The following is a 14,340-nucleotide window of genomic DNA, read 5'->3' as shown; positions in this document are numbered from 1 at the left end:
TATGAGAAACGCATTTTTTAAGCAGGCTGCAGTGCTTGCGCTGGCAGCAGCTATGGTTGTTGGAACTACATCAACTGCGCTGGCAGGTGAGTGGAAGCGTCATAAATATTATGGCTGGTGGTATGAAGAGAGCGATGGAAGTTATCCGACGAATCAGTGGAAGTGGCTGGATAAAGATGGTGATGGCGCACTGGAATGTTATTATTTCAAGGAAGATGGCTATATAGCTACGGAACAGGGTGAGAACATGCCTGGAATTAATGTCACACCAGATGGCTATACTGTAAATTACGATGGCCAATGGGTGGTAAACGGGCTTGTACAAATGCAGGGAACTCCTACCAAGCTTCCGGCAGGGGCTGTTGTAAATGGCAATGGAATCCGCAGAAATCTGCAGCCTGGCGAAACGTATCAGGTATCCAATGGCACATGGGAGCGTGATGAAAAAGGATTTAAGTTCAAAAAAGCGGACGGGTTCTATGTGTATCCAGACATGGATATCAACTTTAAATACATGCATGATCCATATGTAAGAGATATTGTGTGGATGACAGATGATGACAATGACGGAACATGGGAAATTTATGAATTTAATGAGGACGGATATCTGGATACGAGCATAAGTAAAAGTGGATGGACCTGGGATTTTGGCCGCTATGGGATCCATGATACCTATGGGTATTTAACCACGAATTATTATAAAGGGGCATGGAGCAACATGGGACCTTATCAGGTTGTACGCCGTGGAAATACATGGTACTGCGAAAACGGTACACTTCCAGATTTTTCAGACGCATGTTGGCGTTTTACTGGTGATTATTCCCGTGATGCGTTTGCGATTATTGGCGGACTTGACCATGAACTCAGCCGTATGAGTAGTGGCAGCTATCGTAATGTAGAAGTGAAAGAGGTAAAATAAATTTCTGAGAAATCATTACAGTGATATTTCAAGGCTGTGTAAGGAAAACAAGGAGGCGGTCATTATTACAGTTAATGGCAGAGCAGCAGAAGCTTCAAAGGTTTTAGAAAGAAAAAACGAATAAATCATGAAACAGCCACCGACCGTCGGAATATTCATCCGGCGGTCGTTTTTTTTTCTGCATAAGCAATCAAAAAGGACACCTTTTATTGTATAATTATGTTACCCACAAAACAACACGAAAGAAGGTGTCCTTAATGAAAAATTAGCATTAAAGAAGCTGGTAACGACCCTGGCGCAGGGGAATCCTCGGGTTTTATGGGAAATGATAAACCGAAGATGGGATATAGAAGAGAACAGATTCCACCAGTTGAAAACGTATTATCATGCAAAACATTGCTATTGTCATGCAGCAAAAGAGAAAATAAGTGTAGAAGGGGAGCTATTTATAAATATACAGTGCTAAAAGCGAAATCCCTGACTGATAATCAGGGATTTCGCTTTTAAGATAAAAAGTTCCCCGTTTTGCAAGGGATCCATCTGGCAGAACGGGGAATTCTCATATTGAATAAAAAGTTACTGTTTTTTCTGCATAAGCAATCAAAAAGGACACCTTTTATTGTATAATTATGTTACCCACAAAACAACACGAAAGAAGGTGTCCTTAATGAAAAATTAGCATTAAAGAAGCTGCTAACTTATATGAAAAGTGTATATAAAATCCCGGAGAAAATCAAGGGGTTATCGGACAAAAGAAAAAGAAGAACGATCCCATTATTTAATATCGTCATGCCGGCACTGCTCTTTCTGATGCTGCAGTATGAGAGTTTTCATACAGTTTTTTCTGCGCCTGAAAGTATGGGAAAACGATTGAAAAACTGCATACATGGAAAAATACCTAAAATTGATGCGGTCCGTGACCTTCTTACCCAGATAGATCCAGATGAGATCCGTGAGATCCACGACCAGACGATCGATATCATAAAAAGCAACCGTGTATTTCGGGAAGGGACTATAGGTGGATATGTTGTAGCCGGTATCGATGGAGTGGAATTGTTCAACAGCACAAAAAAGTCCTGTTCGGACTGCCTTAGCCGGAAAAACCGTGCAGGTGAAACAGAATATTTCCACCGGAGCGTGGTCTGTATGACAGTAGGAAAAACGCCACATGTAATCCTGGGCCAGGAAATGTTAAAACCGAGGGACGGAGCGGAAAAAGATGAAGGAGAACTGACAGGAGGAAAAAAGCTGATCAGACGTCTGAAGGAAAGACACGGACATTTCGCAGATGTGATCGTAGCAGATGCGCTGTATCTGAATGCCCCATTTATCAATACGATAAAAGAGTGCGGACTGGATGCGGTGATCCGACTAAAAGATGAACGAAGGGAACTGTTTCAGGATGCGGAAAGCCTGTTTAAGCGGGATGAGGGGAAAAAAAGGTCGTTTACCTGTGGAAAAAAGAATATAGAAGTCTGGGATCTTTCAGGATTTGAGATAGATAATAGTCCCCATAAGCTTCGCGTGATCCGATATCATGAAAGCTGGAAAGAAAACGAACGCCGGATGTGGCTGGTAACGACTCTGGATCAAGGGGAACCTCGGGTTTTATGGGAGATGATGAACCGAAGATGGGATATAGAAGAGAATGGATTCCACCAGTTGAAAACGTATTATCACGCAAAACATTGCTATTGCCATGCAGCAACAGAAGTAATATTTGATCTGATGATCATCGGCTTCAACATGAGAGAATTATACCTGTATCGCCGTATTCAAAGATTTAAAGAAAGTGGAATCAGCCGAAAAAGTGTGAACCGGAAGTTTTGTGATGAGCTATTATTGGAAAAAGTAAAAAGTATCTTGTATGAAAAGGGCGGATAGTCTGTCAGTGGGAAAATAAAAACAGGCGCTTTGAAATGAGCTAAATTTAACTAAGGGGGGACGTTGTGCGCATTCAGCTATTCAGGAAGCAAAAGAGAAAATAAGCGTGAGAGGGGCACTATTTATAAATATACAGTGCTAAAAGCGAAATCCCTGACTGATAATGTTTATCATGGACGAATGACCTCGCATATGGTATAATTCATAAGATAGGCGTATTCCATTCATTTTTGGATACGATTGGAGGAAGACTATGGATGAGAAAAGGAAGGTGCGGGGGAGCTTCCGCATTTATCTTCAGTGGCCTTTATTTTTATCGGTCCTGATGGTCCTGCTGACAGCTGCTGTGGGGGCAGTTTCATTAAGAGCAGGCATTATAGTTTCATTTTTTACTCTTATCTATATTGGAATAGCGTTATGGCTGTATTTTTCCAGGAGAAAAGGCATATTGGGGGGACTTATCGCGTTTTCCCAGGCTTATGATCAGAGCAAGAGCAAGTTTTTAGAAGAAATGCTGGTGCCTTACTGTGTGGCGGATATAACAGGCCGTATTTTGTGGATGAACCAGGAAATGGGAGCTATTCTTGGGGATGACAAGGCTGCCATCAGGAATATTACCCAGATGTTTCCGGATATTACAAAGGAAATGCTGGTTACCGGCGGCGAAACGGTAAGTATACACAGTGCATTTAAAGATAAGAAGTACCGTGTGGACATGAAAGAGATCCATACAGAAGAGACTCAGGCAGCAGCGTCTCAGTGCGGGCTGGATGAAGGCAATTCCCTGGTGACTGCTATTTATCTCATTGATGAGACCCAGATGCTTCTTTATAAACAGCAGATCAATGACCAGAAACTGGTAGCAGGTCTTATTTATCTGGATAATTATGATGAGGCATTAGAAAGCGTAGAAGAGGTACGCCGCTCCCTTCTGACTGCACTTATTGACCGAAAGATCAGCAAGTACATTTCTTCCATGAATGGTATTGTAAAGAGCATTGAGAAGGATAAATATTTCTTTGTCATCAAGCAGCAGTACATTGCCAGGATGCAGGAAGAGCGTTTCTCTATTTTGGAAGATGTAAAAACTGTAAATATTGGAAATGATATGGCAGTCACCTTAAGTATCGGTATTGGTATGAACGGTGAGAGCTATGCGCAGAATTATGAATATGCAAGAACATCTATTGACATGGCCTTAGGCCGTGGCGGAGACCAGGCGGTTGTCAAGGATTCTGATAAGATCCTCTATTACGGCGGAAAAGCCCAGCAGATGGAAAAAACCACTCGCGTAAAGGCTCGTGTAAAGGCACATGCCTTAAAGGAACTGATGGATAATAAGGACCGTCTGCTGATCATGGGACACCGGATGGCAGATATTGATGCTTTCGGTGCAGCAGTTGGTATTTACCGCATTGCCATGTCCATGAATAAAAAGGCCAATATCGTACTCAATGATGTAACCTCTTCTGTGCGTCCTATGATGGAGCGCTTCCAGAACAATCCGGAGTATCCTGATGATATGTTCCTAAAAGGCGCAAAGGCAGCAGAACTGGTGGATGCAGGAACCATGCTGGTAGTTGTGGATGTAAACCGTCCAAGTATTACTGATGAGCCTAACCTTCTGCGTCTGATCCGCACGATCGTGGTTCTGGATCATCATCGTACCAGCAGTGAAGTGATCGACAATGCAGTTCTTTCTTATGTGGAGCCATATGCTTCTTCTGCCTGCGAAATGGTTGCAGAAGTGCTTCAGTATATTGCAGATGGGATCAAGGTAAGGCCCTGCGAGGCAGATGCCATGTATGCAGGTATTGTTATTGATACCCAGAATTTTACCAACCAGACCGGTGTACGTACCTTTGAGGCTGCAGCATTCCTTAGAAGAAGCGGTGCTGATGTTACAAGAGTGCGCAAGCTGTTCCGTGAAAATATGGTAGATTATCAGGCGAAGGCAGAGGCAGTAAGGGCGGCAGAGGTTTATATGGACGCATTTGCCATCAGTGTATGCCCGGCAGAAGGTCTGGACAGCCCGACCATTATTGGTGCCCAGGCAGCGAATGAGCTTCTTGAGATCAAGGGGATCAAGGCTTCTGTGGTACTTACAGACTATAACAATACTATTTATTTCAGCGCCAGATCCATTGATGAAGTTAATGTTCAGGTTATGATGGAAAAACTGGGCGGTGGCGGTCACAGGACCATTGCAGGTGCCCAGATGCAGGGCATTACAGTTGAAGAGGCCAAGGAACGCTTAAAAGCTGTCATCCGTCAGATGATGGATGAGGGAGATGTATCGTAGGGATGAAACAGATATACCAGGTATAGATCTGATACAGATTAGATTTAGATAGATACAGACATAGAAAGGAAGTTTTGTAAAATGGAAATCGTATTATTAGAAGATGTAAAGGCATTAGGTAAAAAAGGACAGGTTGTAAAGGTAAATGATGGTTACGCACGCAACTTTATCCTTCCAAAGAAGTTAGGCGTAGAAGCGACCTCCAAGAACTTAAACGATTTAAAGCTTCAGAAAGCAAATGATGCAAAGATCGCAGCTGAGCAGCTGGCGGCAGCCAAAGAACTGGCAGAGAAGTTAAACAATGCTTCTGTAACTGTTTCTATCAAGGCTGGTGAAGGCGGCAGGGCATTTGGTGCTGTTTCTTCTAAGGAGATCGAAAAAGCAGCTAAGGATCAGCTGGGACTGGAGATCGACAAGAAGAAGATCGTATTAAATACACCGATCAAGGCTATTGGCAGCTTTGAGGTGTCTGTAAAGCTTCACAAAGAGGTAACTGCAAAACTGGCAGTTAAGGTAGTGGAAGCATAGAAAGGTTCCGGGAGAACATTAACGATAAGACAGCCCGGGGGATATAGCCCGGAAATGTAAGGAGATAATTTTTATGGAAGAGACCCTTATTAAGCGGGTGCTTCCTCACAGTATAGAGGCGGAACAGTCTGTTATAGGTTCTATGTTAATGGACAGGGAAGCGGTAATCGCTGCATCGGAGATCATCACGGGCAGCGATTTTTATCAGCAGCAGTACGGGATCATGTTTGATGCCATGGTGGAACTGTTTAATGAAGGAAAGCCGGTAGATCTGGTAACACTTCAGGACCGCTTAAAGGAAAAAGAGGTTCCGCCGGAGGTCAGCAGCCTGGATTTTGTCCGGGATATCATTACTATTGTGCCTACATCGGCCAATGTAAAGTCCTATGCTGCTATTGTCAGTGAGAAAGCAGTCCTGCGCCGGCTTATAAAGACAACAGAAGAGATCGCGAATACCTGCTATGCGGGAAAAGAACCATTGGAAAATATTCTGGCAGATACGGAAAAGTCTATTTTTGACCTGCTGCAGAATAAGGGCGGACAGGAATTTGTGCCTATTAAGCAGGTTGCTATCAATGTACTGGAAAAAATCGAGGATGCATATAAAAACCAGGGAACCGTTACAGGTATTCCGTCCGGATTCATTGATCTGGATTACAAATTGTCCGGTTTCCAGCCTTCAGATTTTATTTTGATCGCAGCACGTCCGTCTATGGGTAAAACGGCCTTTGTCTTAAATGTAGTTGACTATGTTTCTGTGCGTAAGAACCTGCCATGTATGGTATTCAGCCTGGAAATGTCAAAGGAGCAGCTGGTAAACCGTATGCTTTCCATGGAGTCAAATGTAGACTCGCAGAAGCTGCGAACAGGTACTCTGACAGATTCTGACTGGGATGCAGTTGTGGAAGGTATTGGTATTATCGGTAATTCCAAGCTGATCATTGATGACACGCCAGGTATCTCTATTTCTGAGCTGCGCTCCAAGTGCAGGAAAATGAAGCTGGAATATGGCTTAAGTATTGTTATCATCGACTACTTACAGCTGATGAGCGGAAGCCGTAAAGGGGGAAATGACAACCGCCAGCAGGAAATTTCCGATATTTCCCGTTCCTTAAAAGCGTTAGCCAGAGAACTTCACGCCCCGGTCATTGCCTTATCCCAGCTGTCCCGTGCCTGCGAGACCCGTACCGACCATCGCCCTATGCTTTCTGACCTTCGAGAGTCCGGAGCCATTGAGCAGGATGCGGACGTTGTTATGTTCTTATACCGTGATGATTACTATAACAAAGATACTGAACATCCCAACGAGGCCGAAGTCATCATCGCAAAACAACGAAACGGCCCTATTGGTACTGTAAACCTGATCTGGAAGCCTGAATACACCAAGTTTGTAAATGCGGTGCGCCCTCAGGGAGGAAATCAGGAAGGATAATAGAATTTTGGCGCTTGCATCAGTTGGTGCAGGTGCCATTTATTTTTTAGTCATAATAGTGATTCTCAACGCATACATTGATAATAAACGGCGGCAAAAAGAGCCGCAGTTAATCAGAGTGATACGTGATATGAAGGAGAGAATGGCTATGGATGAGGTACATTATCTTATATCAGATGCGTCCAGGAAGGTGGATGTGGAAGCCCATGTATTGAGGTACTGGGAGGAAGAACTGGAGCTTGGGATCCCCCGAAATGAAATGGGGCACAGGTATTATACGGATTTTCATATCCGGCTGTTTAAACAGGTGAAAAACCTGAAGGAAAAAGGATATCAGTTGAAGGCGATCAAGCATGCATTGGAGCAGATGAAAAAGGACGGAAAGCTGGAAGGAGAGCTGACTGACGAACTTTTGGAGCAGGATATGGATGCAGCTTTAAAAGAACTTAAGGAAGAGGAAAGCACAGCCATGGTTGCAGCAGGAGAAGGCATGCCTCTTTCTGCCAGCGCAGAGGAAAAAATGGCCCAGTTTCAGCAGATGATGAACCTGATCATCGGACGTGCCCTGGAAGTGAATAACGAGAAGCTGAGCCAGGATATCAGCTGTCTTGTAAAAGAGCGGCTGGCAGGCGAACTGGAGCTGCTTTTAAAGGATTCCAATCAGAAAGAAGAGGAACGGTTCCGCATGCTGGATGAAACGATCCGCTCTTTTCAGAAAAGCGGACAGGAAGAAGCGGCTGCAGCGAAAGTACCATTTTTTAAGCGGAAACGCTTTGGACGTGGTGCTAAGAAGCTTTTTCACAGGGAAAAGAGAAGTTAAGAAAAAAGTTTAAAAAAGAGGGACAAGCCAGACACTGTCACTGAGATGACAGGATCCGGTTTGTCCTTTTTTGAGATAATTACCGTACAGGAACTTGCGATTTCCTTAAGACCATGAAAAATATCGAAAAAAGAAAGGAGATGTGTTATAACTTAAGTTTTTCATAATGGCGCTGCTGGACGGACTTTCGATGTCCTTTACCAGCGACAAACGTTGTTTCATCCAACTGCCAGATTTCTACGTATTTCGATGCGGCTTCCTTTAAGTATTCTGGCGAGTATTCCGTATTAATACTGAACTTTATCCCCGTGTATTGAAGCTCAAGATTAATTTCCTGAAACAGGGAAGTGATCTTCTCAAACAGGCGGTATCTGGATTTTTCAGTCGCTTTCTTCCATACCCAGGAATACTTGTTTGTGTTGGCTTCAAACTTAGAACCGTCAATATATAAATGTTGCAGGTCCGTATGTTCTTTCTCAAAAATTTTTTGATTGATATCACAGAATAGTTTCTCAATAGAATCGCTGAGTATCTCATTGATAAAATATCCAAAAGTCCGATAGGACGGGGCTTTATGATCCATCAGATATATGAACCTTAGATTCACTTTGCAGCTGTCTTCCAGCTCACGAAGAGAGACATATCCATTTGTCATAAATCCGAACAGGATTGTTTTTAGCATACTGACCGGGTTATACCGAAGTCTTCCCACCTCATGTTTCGTGATTTCCTTCAGGTATTTCTCCAAATCGATTTCTCCCATAAATCGATCAAATGTCAGCACCGGATCACAAATGTCCAGATAATCTTGAATAAATAGTGGCAAAACTGCCTGTTTTGGATTAGAATAAGTATTAGTTAGATTTTTCATCGCAAGTTAATTCTAACACAAAAAGAGGACCTTGGGGTTTTTTATGAACCCTTGGTCCTTCTTTTTTATAGGCTATGTTTTTTCACAGCCCCTTTAAGAGGTACAAAGTTCATAAAAGAAAAGGAGAAGGAATCATGGACAACAAGACTAATTTTTCCCTGGAAGGTAAGATTGCTCTGGTAACCGGCGCATCTTACGGAATCGGTTTTGCTATTGCAAAGGCTATGGCCGGCGCTGGCGCAACCATCGTTTTCAATGATATCAAGCAGGAATTGGTGGACAAGGGTATTGCTGCTTACAAAGAAGAGGGCATCACTGCTCATGGCTATGTATGAGATGTGACCAACGAGGACGCAGTTAATGCAATGGTTGCTCAGATCGAGCAGGAAGTGGGCGTAATCGATGTCCTGGTAAACAATGCAGGTATCATCAAACGTATCCCAATGATCGAGATGTCAGCAAAAGACTTCAGACAGGTTATTGATGTTGACTTAAATGCTCCATTCATCGTATCCAAGGCAGTTATTCCAAGCATGATCAAGAAAGGTCATGGAAAGATTATCAACATCTGCTCCATGATGTCTGAGTTCGGCCGTGAGACCGTATCTGCATATGCAGCTGCAAAGGGCGGCTTGAAGATGCTGACCAGAAACATCGCATCTGAGTACGGCGAGTACAACATTCAGTGCAACGGCATTGGACCTGGCTACATCGCTACTCCACAGACTGCACCGCTGCGTGAGAGACAGCCAGATGGCTCCAGACATCCATTTGACCAGTTTATCGTTTCCAAGACTCCGGCAGGCCGTTGGGGCGAGGCTTCCGATTTAGGCGGACCAGCAGTATTCCTGGCATCTGAGGCTTCCGATTTCGTAAACGGACAGATTCTGTACGTAGACGGCGGTATCCAGGCTTACATCGGCAAACAGCCTTCATAATTATATTTGTTATCTGATAAACAGGCAGGAGCGTCTTCCTTTGGGGAGACGCTCCTGTTTTTGCTTACTGTGAAATATATTTATTCCCTCCGGCATCTTTTGGAGCCTGTTCAGTTCACGTTTGCGCTCCCCAACAAGGCTTTTGCGGTAGCGGACAAGTTCCCGCAGCTCGCGCTGGTCTTTGTCTGGGGGTATAACTGGCCTGGAGCAGACCGTGTGTAAGGAGATTGGCAGTCCATTCCATTTCGCATCATTTATACTATTGAAGGCGTTTGACTTGTCGATGTGCTGGTTTTATCAAAACCTATTTTTTATATAGGATTCCCATATATTAGTTGCTATTTAGCAGTGGAGAAGATAAAATAAAAGTATTATTTTAGGGCAGAATGAGACTGATGGGGGGAGAGATGTAATGAAACAGTACTATCAGGGATTGTCATTGAAAGTAAAACTATTTGTGATTTTTCTGTTGGTCATAATCGCCAATTTTGTCGCTAATCTGTTCTATCGTCATGAGGTAAAAAATCTGATTGAATTTTATAATGTCAGTCAGACAGAGCATTACCGTGTTAACAAGATTTCCGTATCTTTAAAAAATGCAAAGTTGAGGCTGGATGAGTATTATTCCATTGGGGAGGAAGATGCTGCAGACGCATATGAGGCAGAAAAAGGAGAAGTATTGGCTTTTATTAGCCAATTGACTAATGAGCGGAACAATCCGGCGGAATGGTATATGATTCATGCTATCACTAATTCAGCGGAGGTCTTTTTTCAGAAAAGTGATATTACAGTCCGCAAAAAACGTGGCAGTGAGGATTTTATTTATATAGAATATTATCAGGCATCGAAAATCCAGGAATATTTAAATGGATACCTGAATGAATATCAGAATATCCTTCTGGAAAAAGATGGGGAAGAATATGCACGGCTGGAGAGGAAGGCCGCCAATATAGAGGCTATGACCAGGGTATTTTTGGTCGGAAGTGTTCTCATCAGTCTTTTGGCAGCGCTTAATCTGTCAGAGACGGTGACAAGTCCGATATGCAAATTGGCAGAATATACCCGGAAAATTTCAAAGGGTAACTTTGAACTGGAAGACATTCAGGTGGCAAGCCGGGATGAGGTGGGGGAACTGGCTGTGGCGTTTAATAGAATGAAGGATGACATCCGCCGCCTGATTGAAGAACTGAATCAAAAATCCCAGGTGGAAGCCAGGCTCCATCAGCAGGAACTGAAAAATATCCGCATGGATGAACTTTTGAAGGAGTCGCAACTTTTAGCCCTTCAGTCCCAGATTAATCCTCATTTCCTGTTTAATACTTTAAACTCCATCTCACGTTCGGCTCAGTACGAGACACCGGATGTGACAACGGCATTGATTCGTAATCTGGCAGACTTGTTCCGGTACAATCTGGATCATTTTAATCGTCTTTCCACAGTGGAAGAAGAACTGGAGATTGTGGCCAAATATATCTATATTCAGCAGCATCGTTTTGGGGAGCGGATACAATATGCTGTGCGGGTCGAAGAAACGGACAGTGATTACCTGATTCCCAGCATGACTCTGCAGCCTTTAGTAGAAAACGCAATCATTCATGGGATTGAAAACTTAGAATTCGGCGGTACGATTCTGGTGGATGTTTCCTGTCGCGGCGGTTTTCTGCGCATTAGGATTTGCGATAATGGTTGTGGGATTGAGCGGGAACGTCTCAGAGAAATATGGCTTGGAAATGACGAAAAGCGGAGAGGCCATACGACGGGGATTGGTCTGTCCAACATAGCGGCTCGAATCGGCCTGTATCCGGGAGGAGTCTGCAGGCTGTATTCCAGTCCAAGGTACGGGACGATTGTGGAGATTTTATTCCCACAGATGACGGAGGAGAAGAATGAATTATAAAATATTGATAGTCGACGATGAACAGTTGGAGCGCAGGGCACTGGAGAGCATCATAGTGTTGCAACTGGGTACCCGGGTGGAAATTATGCAGGCGGTAAATGGTAGGGATGCCGTGCAGATGGCACGGGAATTTAGGCCGGATATAGCGTTTCTTGACATAAAAATGCCGATTATGAATGGAATTGAGGCGGGCAAAGAGATCCTGGAATTTTTGCCGGATTGCTACATCATTATGCTGACTGGATTTACTTATTTTACCTATGCGAAGGAAAGCGTTAATATCGGGGCTGCAGATTTCCTTGTGAAACCGGCAGCCGACGAGGATGTGGTGAAGGCGTTGGAAAAAGCGACACGGGAAGTAGAGTCACGGATCAGAAAGCGGATAGACGATGAGGAAAACAGAAAGAAAGTCCGGCGTGCAGAACAATACATGGAAGGTGAACTAGTTTCAGCCATTGCCTGTAACAATGCAGACGAGGAATTGATCCAGGCGCAGATGGAGGAACTGGGTATCCAGTTCCACTATGGAGTGGGAGTTGTGGTCAGGGCACAGGCCAGGGGGCCAGAAAATCCACATTCAACTGCAAAATTGTGCAAAAGGTGTATCAGTCGCCTGGAACTGGATGGTAGAATTTGCTATTGCGAACACTATCATAACTTTTATTTGTTGCTCCTGACAGATGAGAGTAGAAGTCGAGATTGGTATAAGGAGCTGTTTAAACGGTTTAGTGTCATAGCGGAAGAGTCTGGTATCCAGGTGAAAGTTGCCGTAGGAATCCAAGTTTCCAAGTTGAAAAATATCTATCTGTCGTTCCAGGAAGCAAAAAGGAATATTAACAGTGATAAACGAATCCATATCCACCGGCATCAAATAGGGAACGGGGAGTCAAAACTGACTCAAAGGGAGCAGGAGCGCAAACTGATCGCTTATTTGAAGACAGGTAATTACGACGAGGCCATGCTTTATCTAGAACAGTTGATGGAACAGTTTTTTGAAGAAGACATGGAGCCTATGATGAAGATCTATGAGTTGCTTGTGGTGATTAACCGGAGTTTGCCGCAGAATCTGGAAATTATGCCGGTCTTTACCCTTTTTGAGCAGATGAGCGGGGAGTCCGGACGAGAACAGATTATGAGTTTGGCTTCCCAGTATGTGGAGCATGTGGTGGATGCACTGATTGCAGAGGAAAGTATGATGGATACTGCTTGGGCGTCTCGTGCAGAGGATTACATCCAGGCAAACTACAGCAGGAATATTACATTGGAAGACATGGCGGGTCATACGGGATTTTCCATTTACTATTTCAGCAAGTTGTTTAAGCAGCAGTTTCAGATGAATTTTGTGGATTATCTGACAAAAGTCCGTATTGAAAAGGCCAAGATGATGCTGCATGACGAACAAGCCAGTGTGAAAGAGGTGGGCCGTAGCGTAGGTTACAGTGAGGCAGGATATTTTAGCAGGGTTTTCAAAAAAGAGACAGGGGTTCCGCCATCGGTATACCAAAAAAGTGCAAAAAGGACAAAAATGTGTTAAGGCTTTGTAAAGACAAAAAATGGATAAAATATACAACAAAAATCTGATAGTAGACGACAAGTGTGTGCATTTTGTTTGCACTCATTGTCGTCTATAATTAATTTATCAATAAAATAACCAATAGGGGGAATAAAATGAAAAAAAGAATGTCATTTATTTTGGCAGCAGTATTGACTGCAGTATCTCTGACAGGTTGTGGTGCTGGTTCTAAGCCTGCGCAGACCACCACATCGACAGCAGCCGCAAAAGAAGAGGAGACAACTGAAAAGGCGACAGAAACTGCCTCAAAAGAAACCATTGTACTTCGTCTGGCTGAGACTCAGACTGAGACTTATCCAGCTACCATGGGAGCCATCGAATTTGCCCGTTTAGTAGAAGAACGGACAGATGGACGGATAAAAATTGAGGTATTCACCGGAGGGCAGTTGGGTGGAGACGAGCAGGCAATTCTGGAGCAGGTACAATTTGGAGCAATTGATTTTACACGTGCAAACTTTGCCCCGATGACAGAATTTGCTCCGATTCTTAATCTGCTTCAGATGCCATATTTATTTACCGATGCGGATCATATGCATAAGGTGATAGACAGCGAAATTGGTACTGAATTGTTGAGTAGTGTGGAGGCAGGAAATTTTGTCGGACTGGCTCTGTATGATGCAGGAACAAGGAACTTCTACAACTCAGTACGTCCGATTAAGACTGTGGAAGATATGAAAGGATTAAAGATTAGAACCACACAGAGTCAGTTAATCGTGGACATGGTTGAGGCTTTGGGTGCCTCCGCTACTCCGATGGCATTCGGTGAAGTTTATAGTTCTCTGCAGACTGGAGTGATTGACGGTGCGGAGAATAACTGGGTGTCCTATGATCAGAACAGCCATTACGAGGTGGCAAAGTATATCTCTTTAGATGGACATACGGCTCCGCCGGAAATCCTGGTATGTAGTAAGATGGTATTTGATAAACTGTCCCCGGAAGATCAGCAGATTCTACGTGAATGTGCTAAGGAGTCAGAACTGTGGGAGAGAGAAAAATACGACGAGATTGAGAACAAATCGATGGAGCACGTAATCGCTGAAGGTTCTGAAGTGACTGAACTGGAAGACAGAGAAGGTTTTGTGAAGGCAGTAGAGCCCTTGTACGAAAAATATGCAGGTGACTATATGGATACTCTGCAGGCTATTATCGATATGCAGTAGTTGCTTCTAATGATGG

General features: G+C 43.7%; 10 protein-coding genes and 3 pseudogenes. 11 read left to right on the top strand and 2 right to left on the bottom strand.

Annotation, left to right across the window (positions count from 1 at the left end; all coding sequences use genetic code 11):
* Position 1 precedes the first annotated feature (1 nt).
* From OGM16_05155 to OGM16_05125, 7 genes and pseudogenes are all read left to right on the top strand, one after another.
* Complete coding sequence (locus OGM16_05155; GenBank protein UYJ47658.1) at positions 2-919, top strand: hypothetical protein; 918 nt, start codon at positions 2-4, stop codon at positions 917-919.
* Between the two features lie 4 nt (positions 920-923).
* Positions 924-1,001 (top strand): annotated as a pseudogene (locus OGM16_05150) (type II toxin-antitoxin system Phd/YefM family antitoxin).
* 620 nt (positions 1,002-1,621) lie between these two features.
* Entirely contained in the window at positions 1,622-2,803 is a 1,182-nt protein-coding gene (locus OGM16_05145) for a transposase (GenBank protein ID UYJ47657.1), read from the top strand.
* 253 nt (positions 2,804-3,056) lie between these two features.
* Complete coding sequence (locus OGM16_05140) at positions 3,057-5,105, top strand: DHH family phosphoesterase (protein UYJ47656.1); 2,049 nt, start codon at positions 3,057-3,059, stop codon at positions 5,103-5,105.
* 81 nt (positions 5,106-5,186) lie between these two features.
* Positions 5,187-5,633: a 50S ribosomal protein L9 gene (gene rplI / locus OGM16_05135; protein UYJ47655.1), complete on the top strand. Its 447-nt coding sequence runs from the start codon at positions 5,187-5,189 to the stop codon at positions 5,631-5,633.
* Between the two features lie 73 nt (positions 5,634-5,706).
* Positions 5,707-7,065: a replicative DNA helicase gene (gene dnaB, locus OGM16_05130; GenBank protein ID UYJ47654.1), complete on the top strand. Its 1,359-nt coding sequence runs from the start codon at positions 5,707-5,709 to the stop codon at positions 7,063-7,065.
* Between the two features lie 148 nt (positions 7,066-7,213).
* Positions 7,214-7,885 carry a helix-turn-helix domain-containing protein gene (locus tag OGM16_05125; protein ID UYJ47653.1) on the top strand — a complete coding sequence of 224 codons (672 nt, stop codon included), beginning with the start codon at positions 7,214-7,216 and terminating at the stop codon, positions 7,883-7,885.
* A 145-nt stretch (positions 7,886-8,030) separates the two neighbouring features.
* Here OGM16_05125 and OGM16_05120 read toward each other — a convergent pair whose 3' ends face one another.
* Positions 8,031-8,756 (bottom strand): transposase, encoded by a 726-nt coding sequence (locus OGM16_05120; GenBank protein ID UYJ47652.1) that lies wholly within the window; start codon positions 8,754-8,756, stop codon positions 8,031-8,033.
* A gap of 134 nt (positions 8,757-8,890) precedes the next feature.
* On the opposite strand from OGM16_05120, the pseudogene OGM16_05115 reads away from it, so the two are divergent.
* Positions 8,891-9,694 (top strand): annotated as a pseudogene (locus tag OGM16_05115) (gluconate 5-dehydrogenase).
* 75 nt (positions 9,695-9,769) lie between these two features.
* Here the strand turns inward: OGM16_05115 and OGM16_05110 are convergent.
* Positions 9,770-9,941, bottom strand: a pseudogene (locus OGM16_05110) (IS110 family transposase).
* Between the two features lie 165 nt (positions 9,942-10,106).
* Here OGM16_05110 and OGM16_05105 point away from each other — a divergent pair.
* The 3 genes from OGM16_05105 (at position 10,107) to OGM16_05095 (ending at position 14,324) form a co-directional block, all read left to right on the top strand.
* Positions 10,107-11,591, top strand: a complete 1,485-nt coding sequence (locus OGM16_05105; GenBank protein UYJ47651.1) for a histidine kinase — start codon at positions 10,107-10,109, stop codon at positions 11,589-11,591.
* A complete protein-coding gene (locus OGM16_05100) occupies positions 11,581-13,125 on the top strand; it encodes a response regulator (GenBank protein ID UYJ47650.1) in 1,545 nt (514 codons plus the stop codon). The genes OGM16_05105 and OGM16_05100 overlap by 11 nt, the downstream gene beginning before the upstream one ends.
* 134 nt (positions 13,126-13,259) lie before the next feature.
* Positions 13,260-14,324 carry a TRAP transporter substrate-binding protein gene (locus OGM16_05095; protein ID UYJ47649.1) on the top strand — a complete coding sequence of 355 codons (1,065 nt, stop codon included), beginning with the start codon at positions 13,260-13,262 and terminating at the stop codon, positions 14,322-14,324.
* Positions 14,325-14,340: the final 16 nt, after the last annotated feature.

The organism is Lachnospiraceae bacterium (assembly GCA_025758065.1).
GTDB lineage: Bacteria > Bacillota > Clostridia > Lachnospirales > Lachnospiraceae > Enterocloster.
This window is presented reverse-complemented; position numbering and strand designations above follow the sequence as displayed.

What these genes read in the sequence shown, in the direction of transcription:
- OGM16_05155 (UYJ47658.1), top strand. Translation starts at nt 2, where the DNA reads ATGAGAAACGCATTTTTTAAGCAGGCTGCAGTGCTTGCGCTGGCAGCA.
- OGM16_05145 (UYJ47657.1), top strand. Translation starts at nt 1,622, where the DNA reads ATGAAAAGTGTATATAAAATCCCGGAGAAAATCAAGGGGTTATCGGAC.
- OGM16_05140 (UYJ47656.1), top strand. Translation starts at nt 3,057, where the DNA reads ATGGATGAGAAAAGGAAGGTGCGGGGGAGCTTCCGCATTTATCTTCAG.
- rplI (UYJ47655.1), top strand. Translation starts at nt 5,187, where the DNA reads ATGGAAATCGTATTATTAGAAGATGTAAAGGCATTAGGTAAAAAAGGA.
- dnaB (UYJ47654.1), top strand. Translation starts at nt 5,707, where the DNA reads ATGGAAGAGACCCTTATTAAGCGGGTGCTTCCTCACAGTATAGAGGCG.
- OGM16_05125 (UYJ47653.1), top strand. Translation starts at nt 7,214, where the DNA reads ATGGATGAGGTACATTATCTTATATCAGATGCGTCCAGGAAGGTGGAT.
- OGM16_05120 (UYJ47652.1), bottom strand. Translation starts at nt 8,756, where the DNA reads ATGAAAAATCTAACTAATACTTATTCTAATCCAAAACAGGCAGTTTTG.
- OGM16_05105 (UYJ47651.1), top strand. Translation starts at nt 10,107, where the DNA reads ATGAAACAGTACTATCAGGGATTGTCATTGAAAGTAAAACTATTTGTG.
- OGM16_05100 (UYJ47650.1), top strand. Translation starts at nt 11,581, where the DNA reads ATGAATTATAAAATATTGATAGTCGACGATGAACAGTTGGAGCGCAGG.
- OGM16_05095 (UYJ47649.1), top strand. Translation starts at nt 13,260, where the DNA reads ATGAAAAAAAGAATGTCATTTATTTTGGCAGCAGTATTGACTGCAGTA.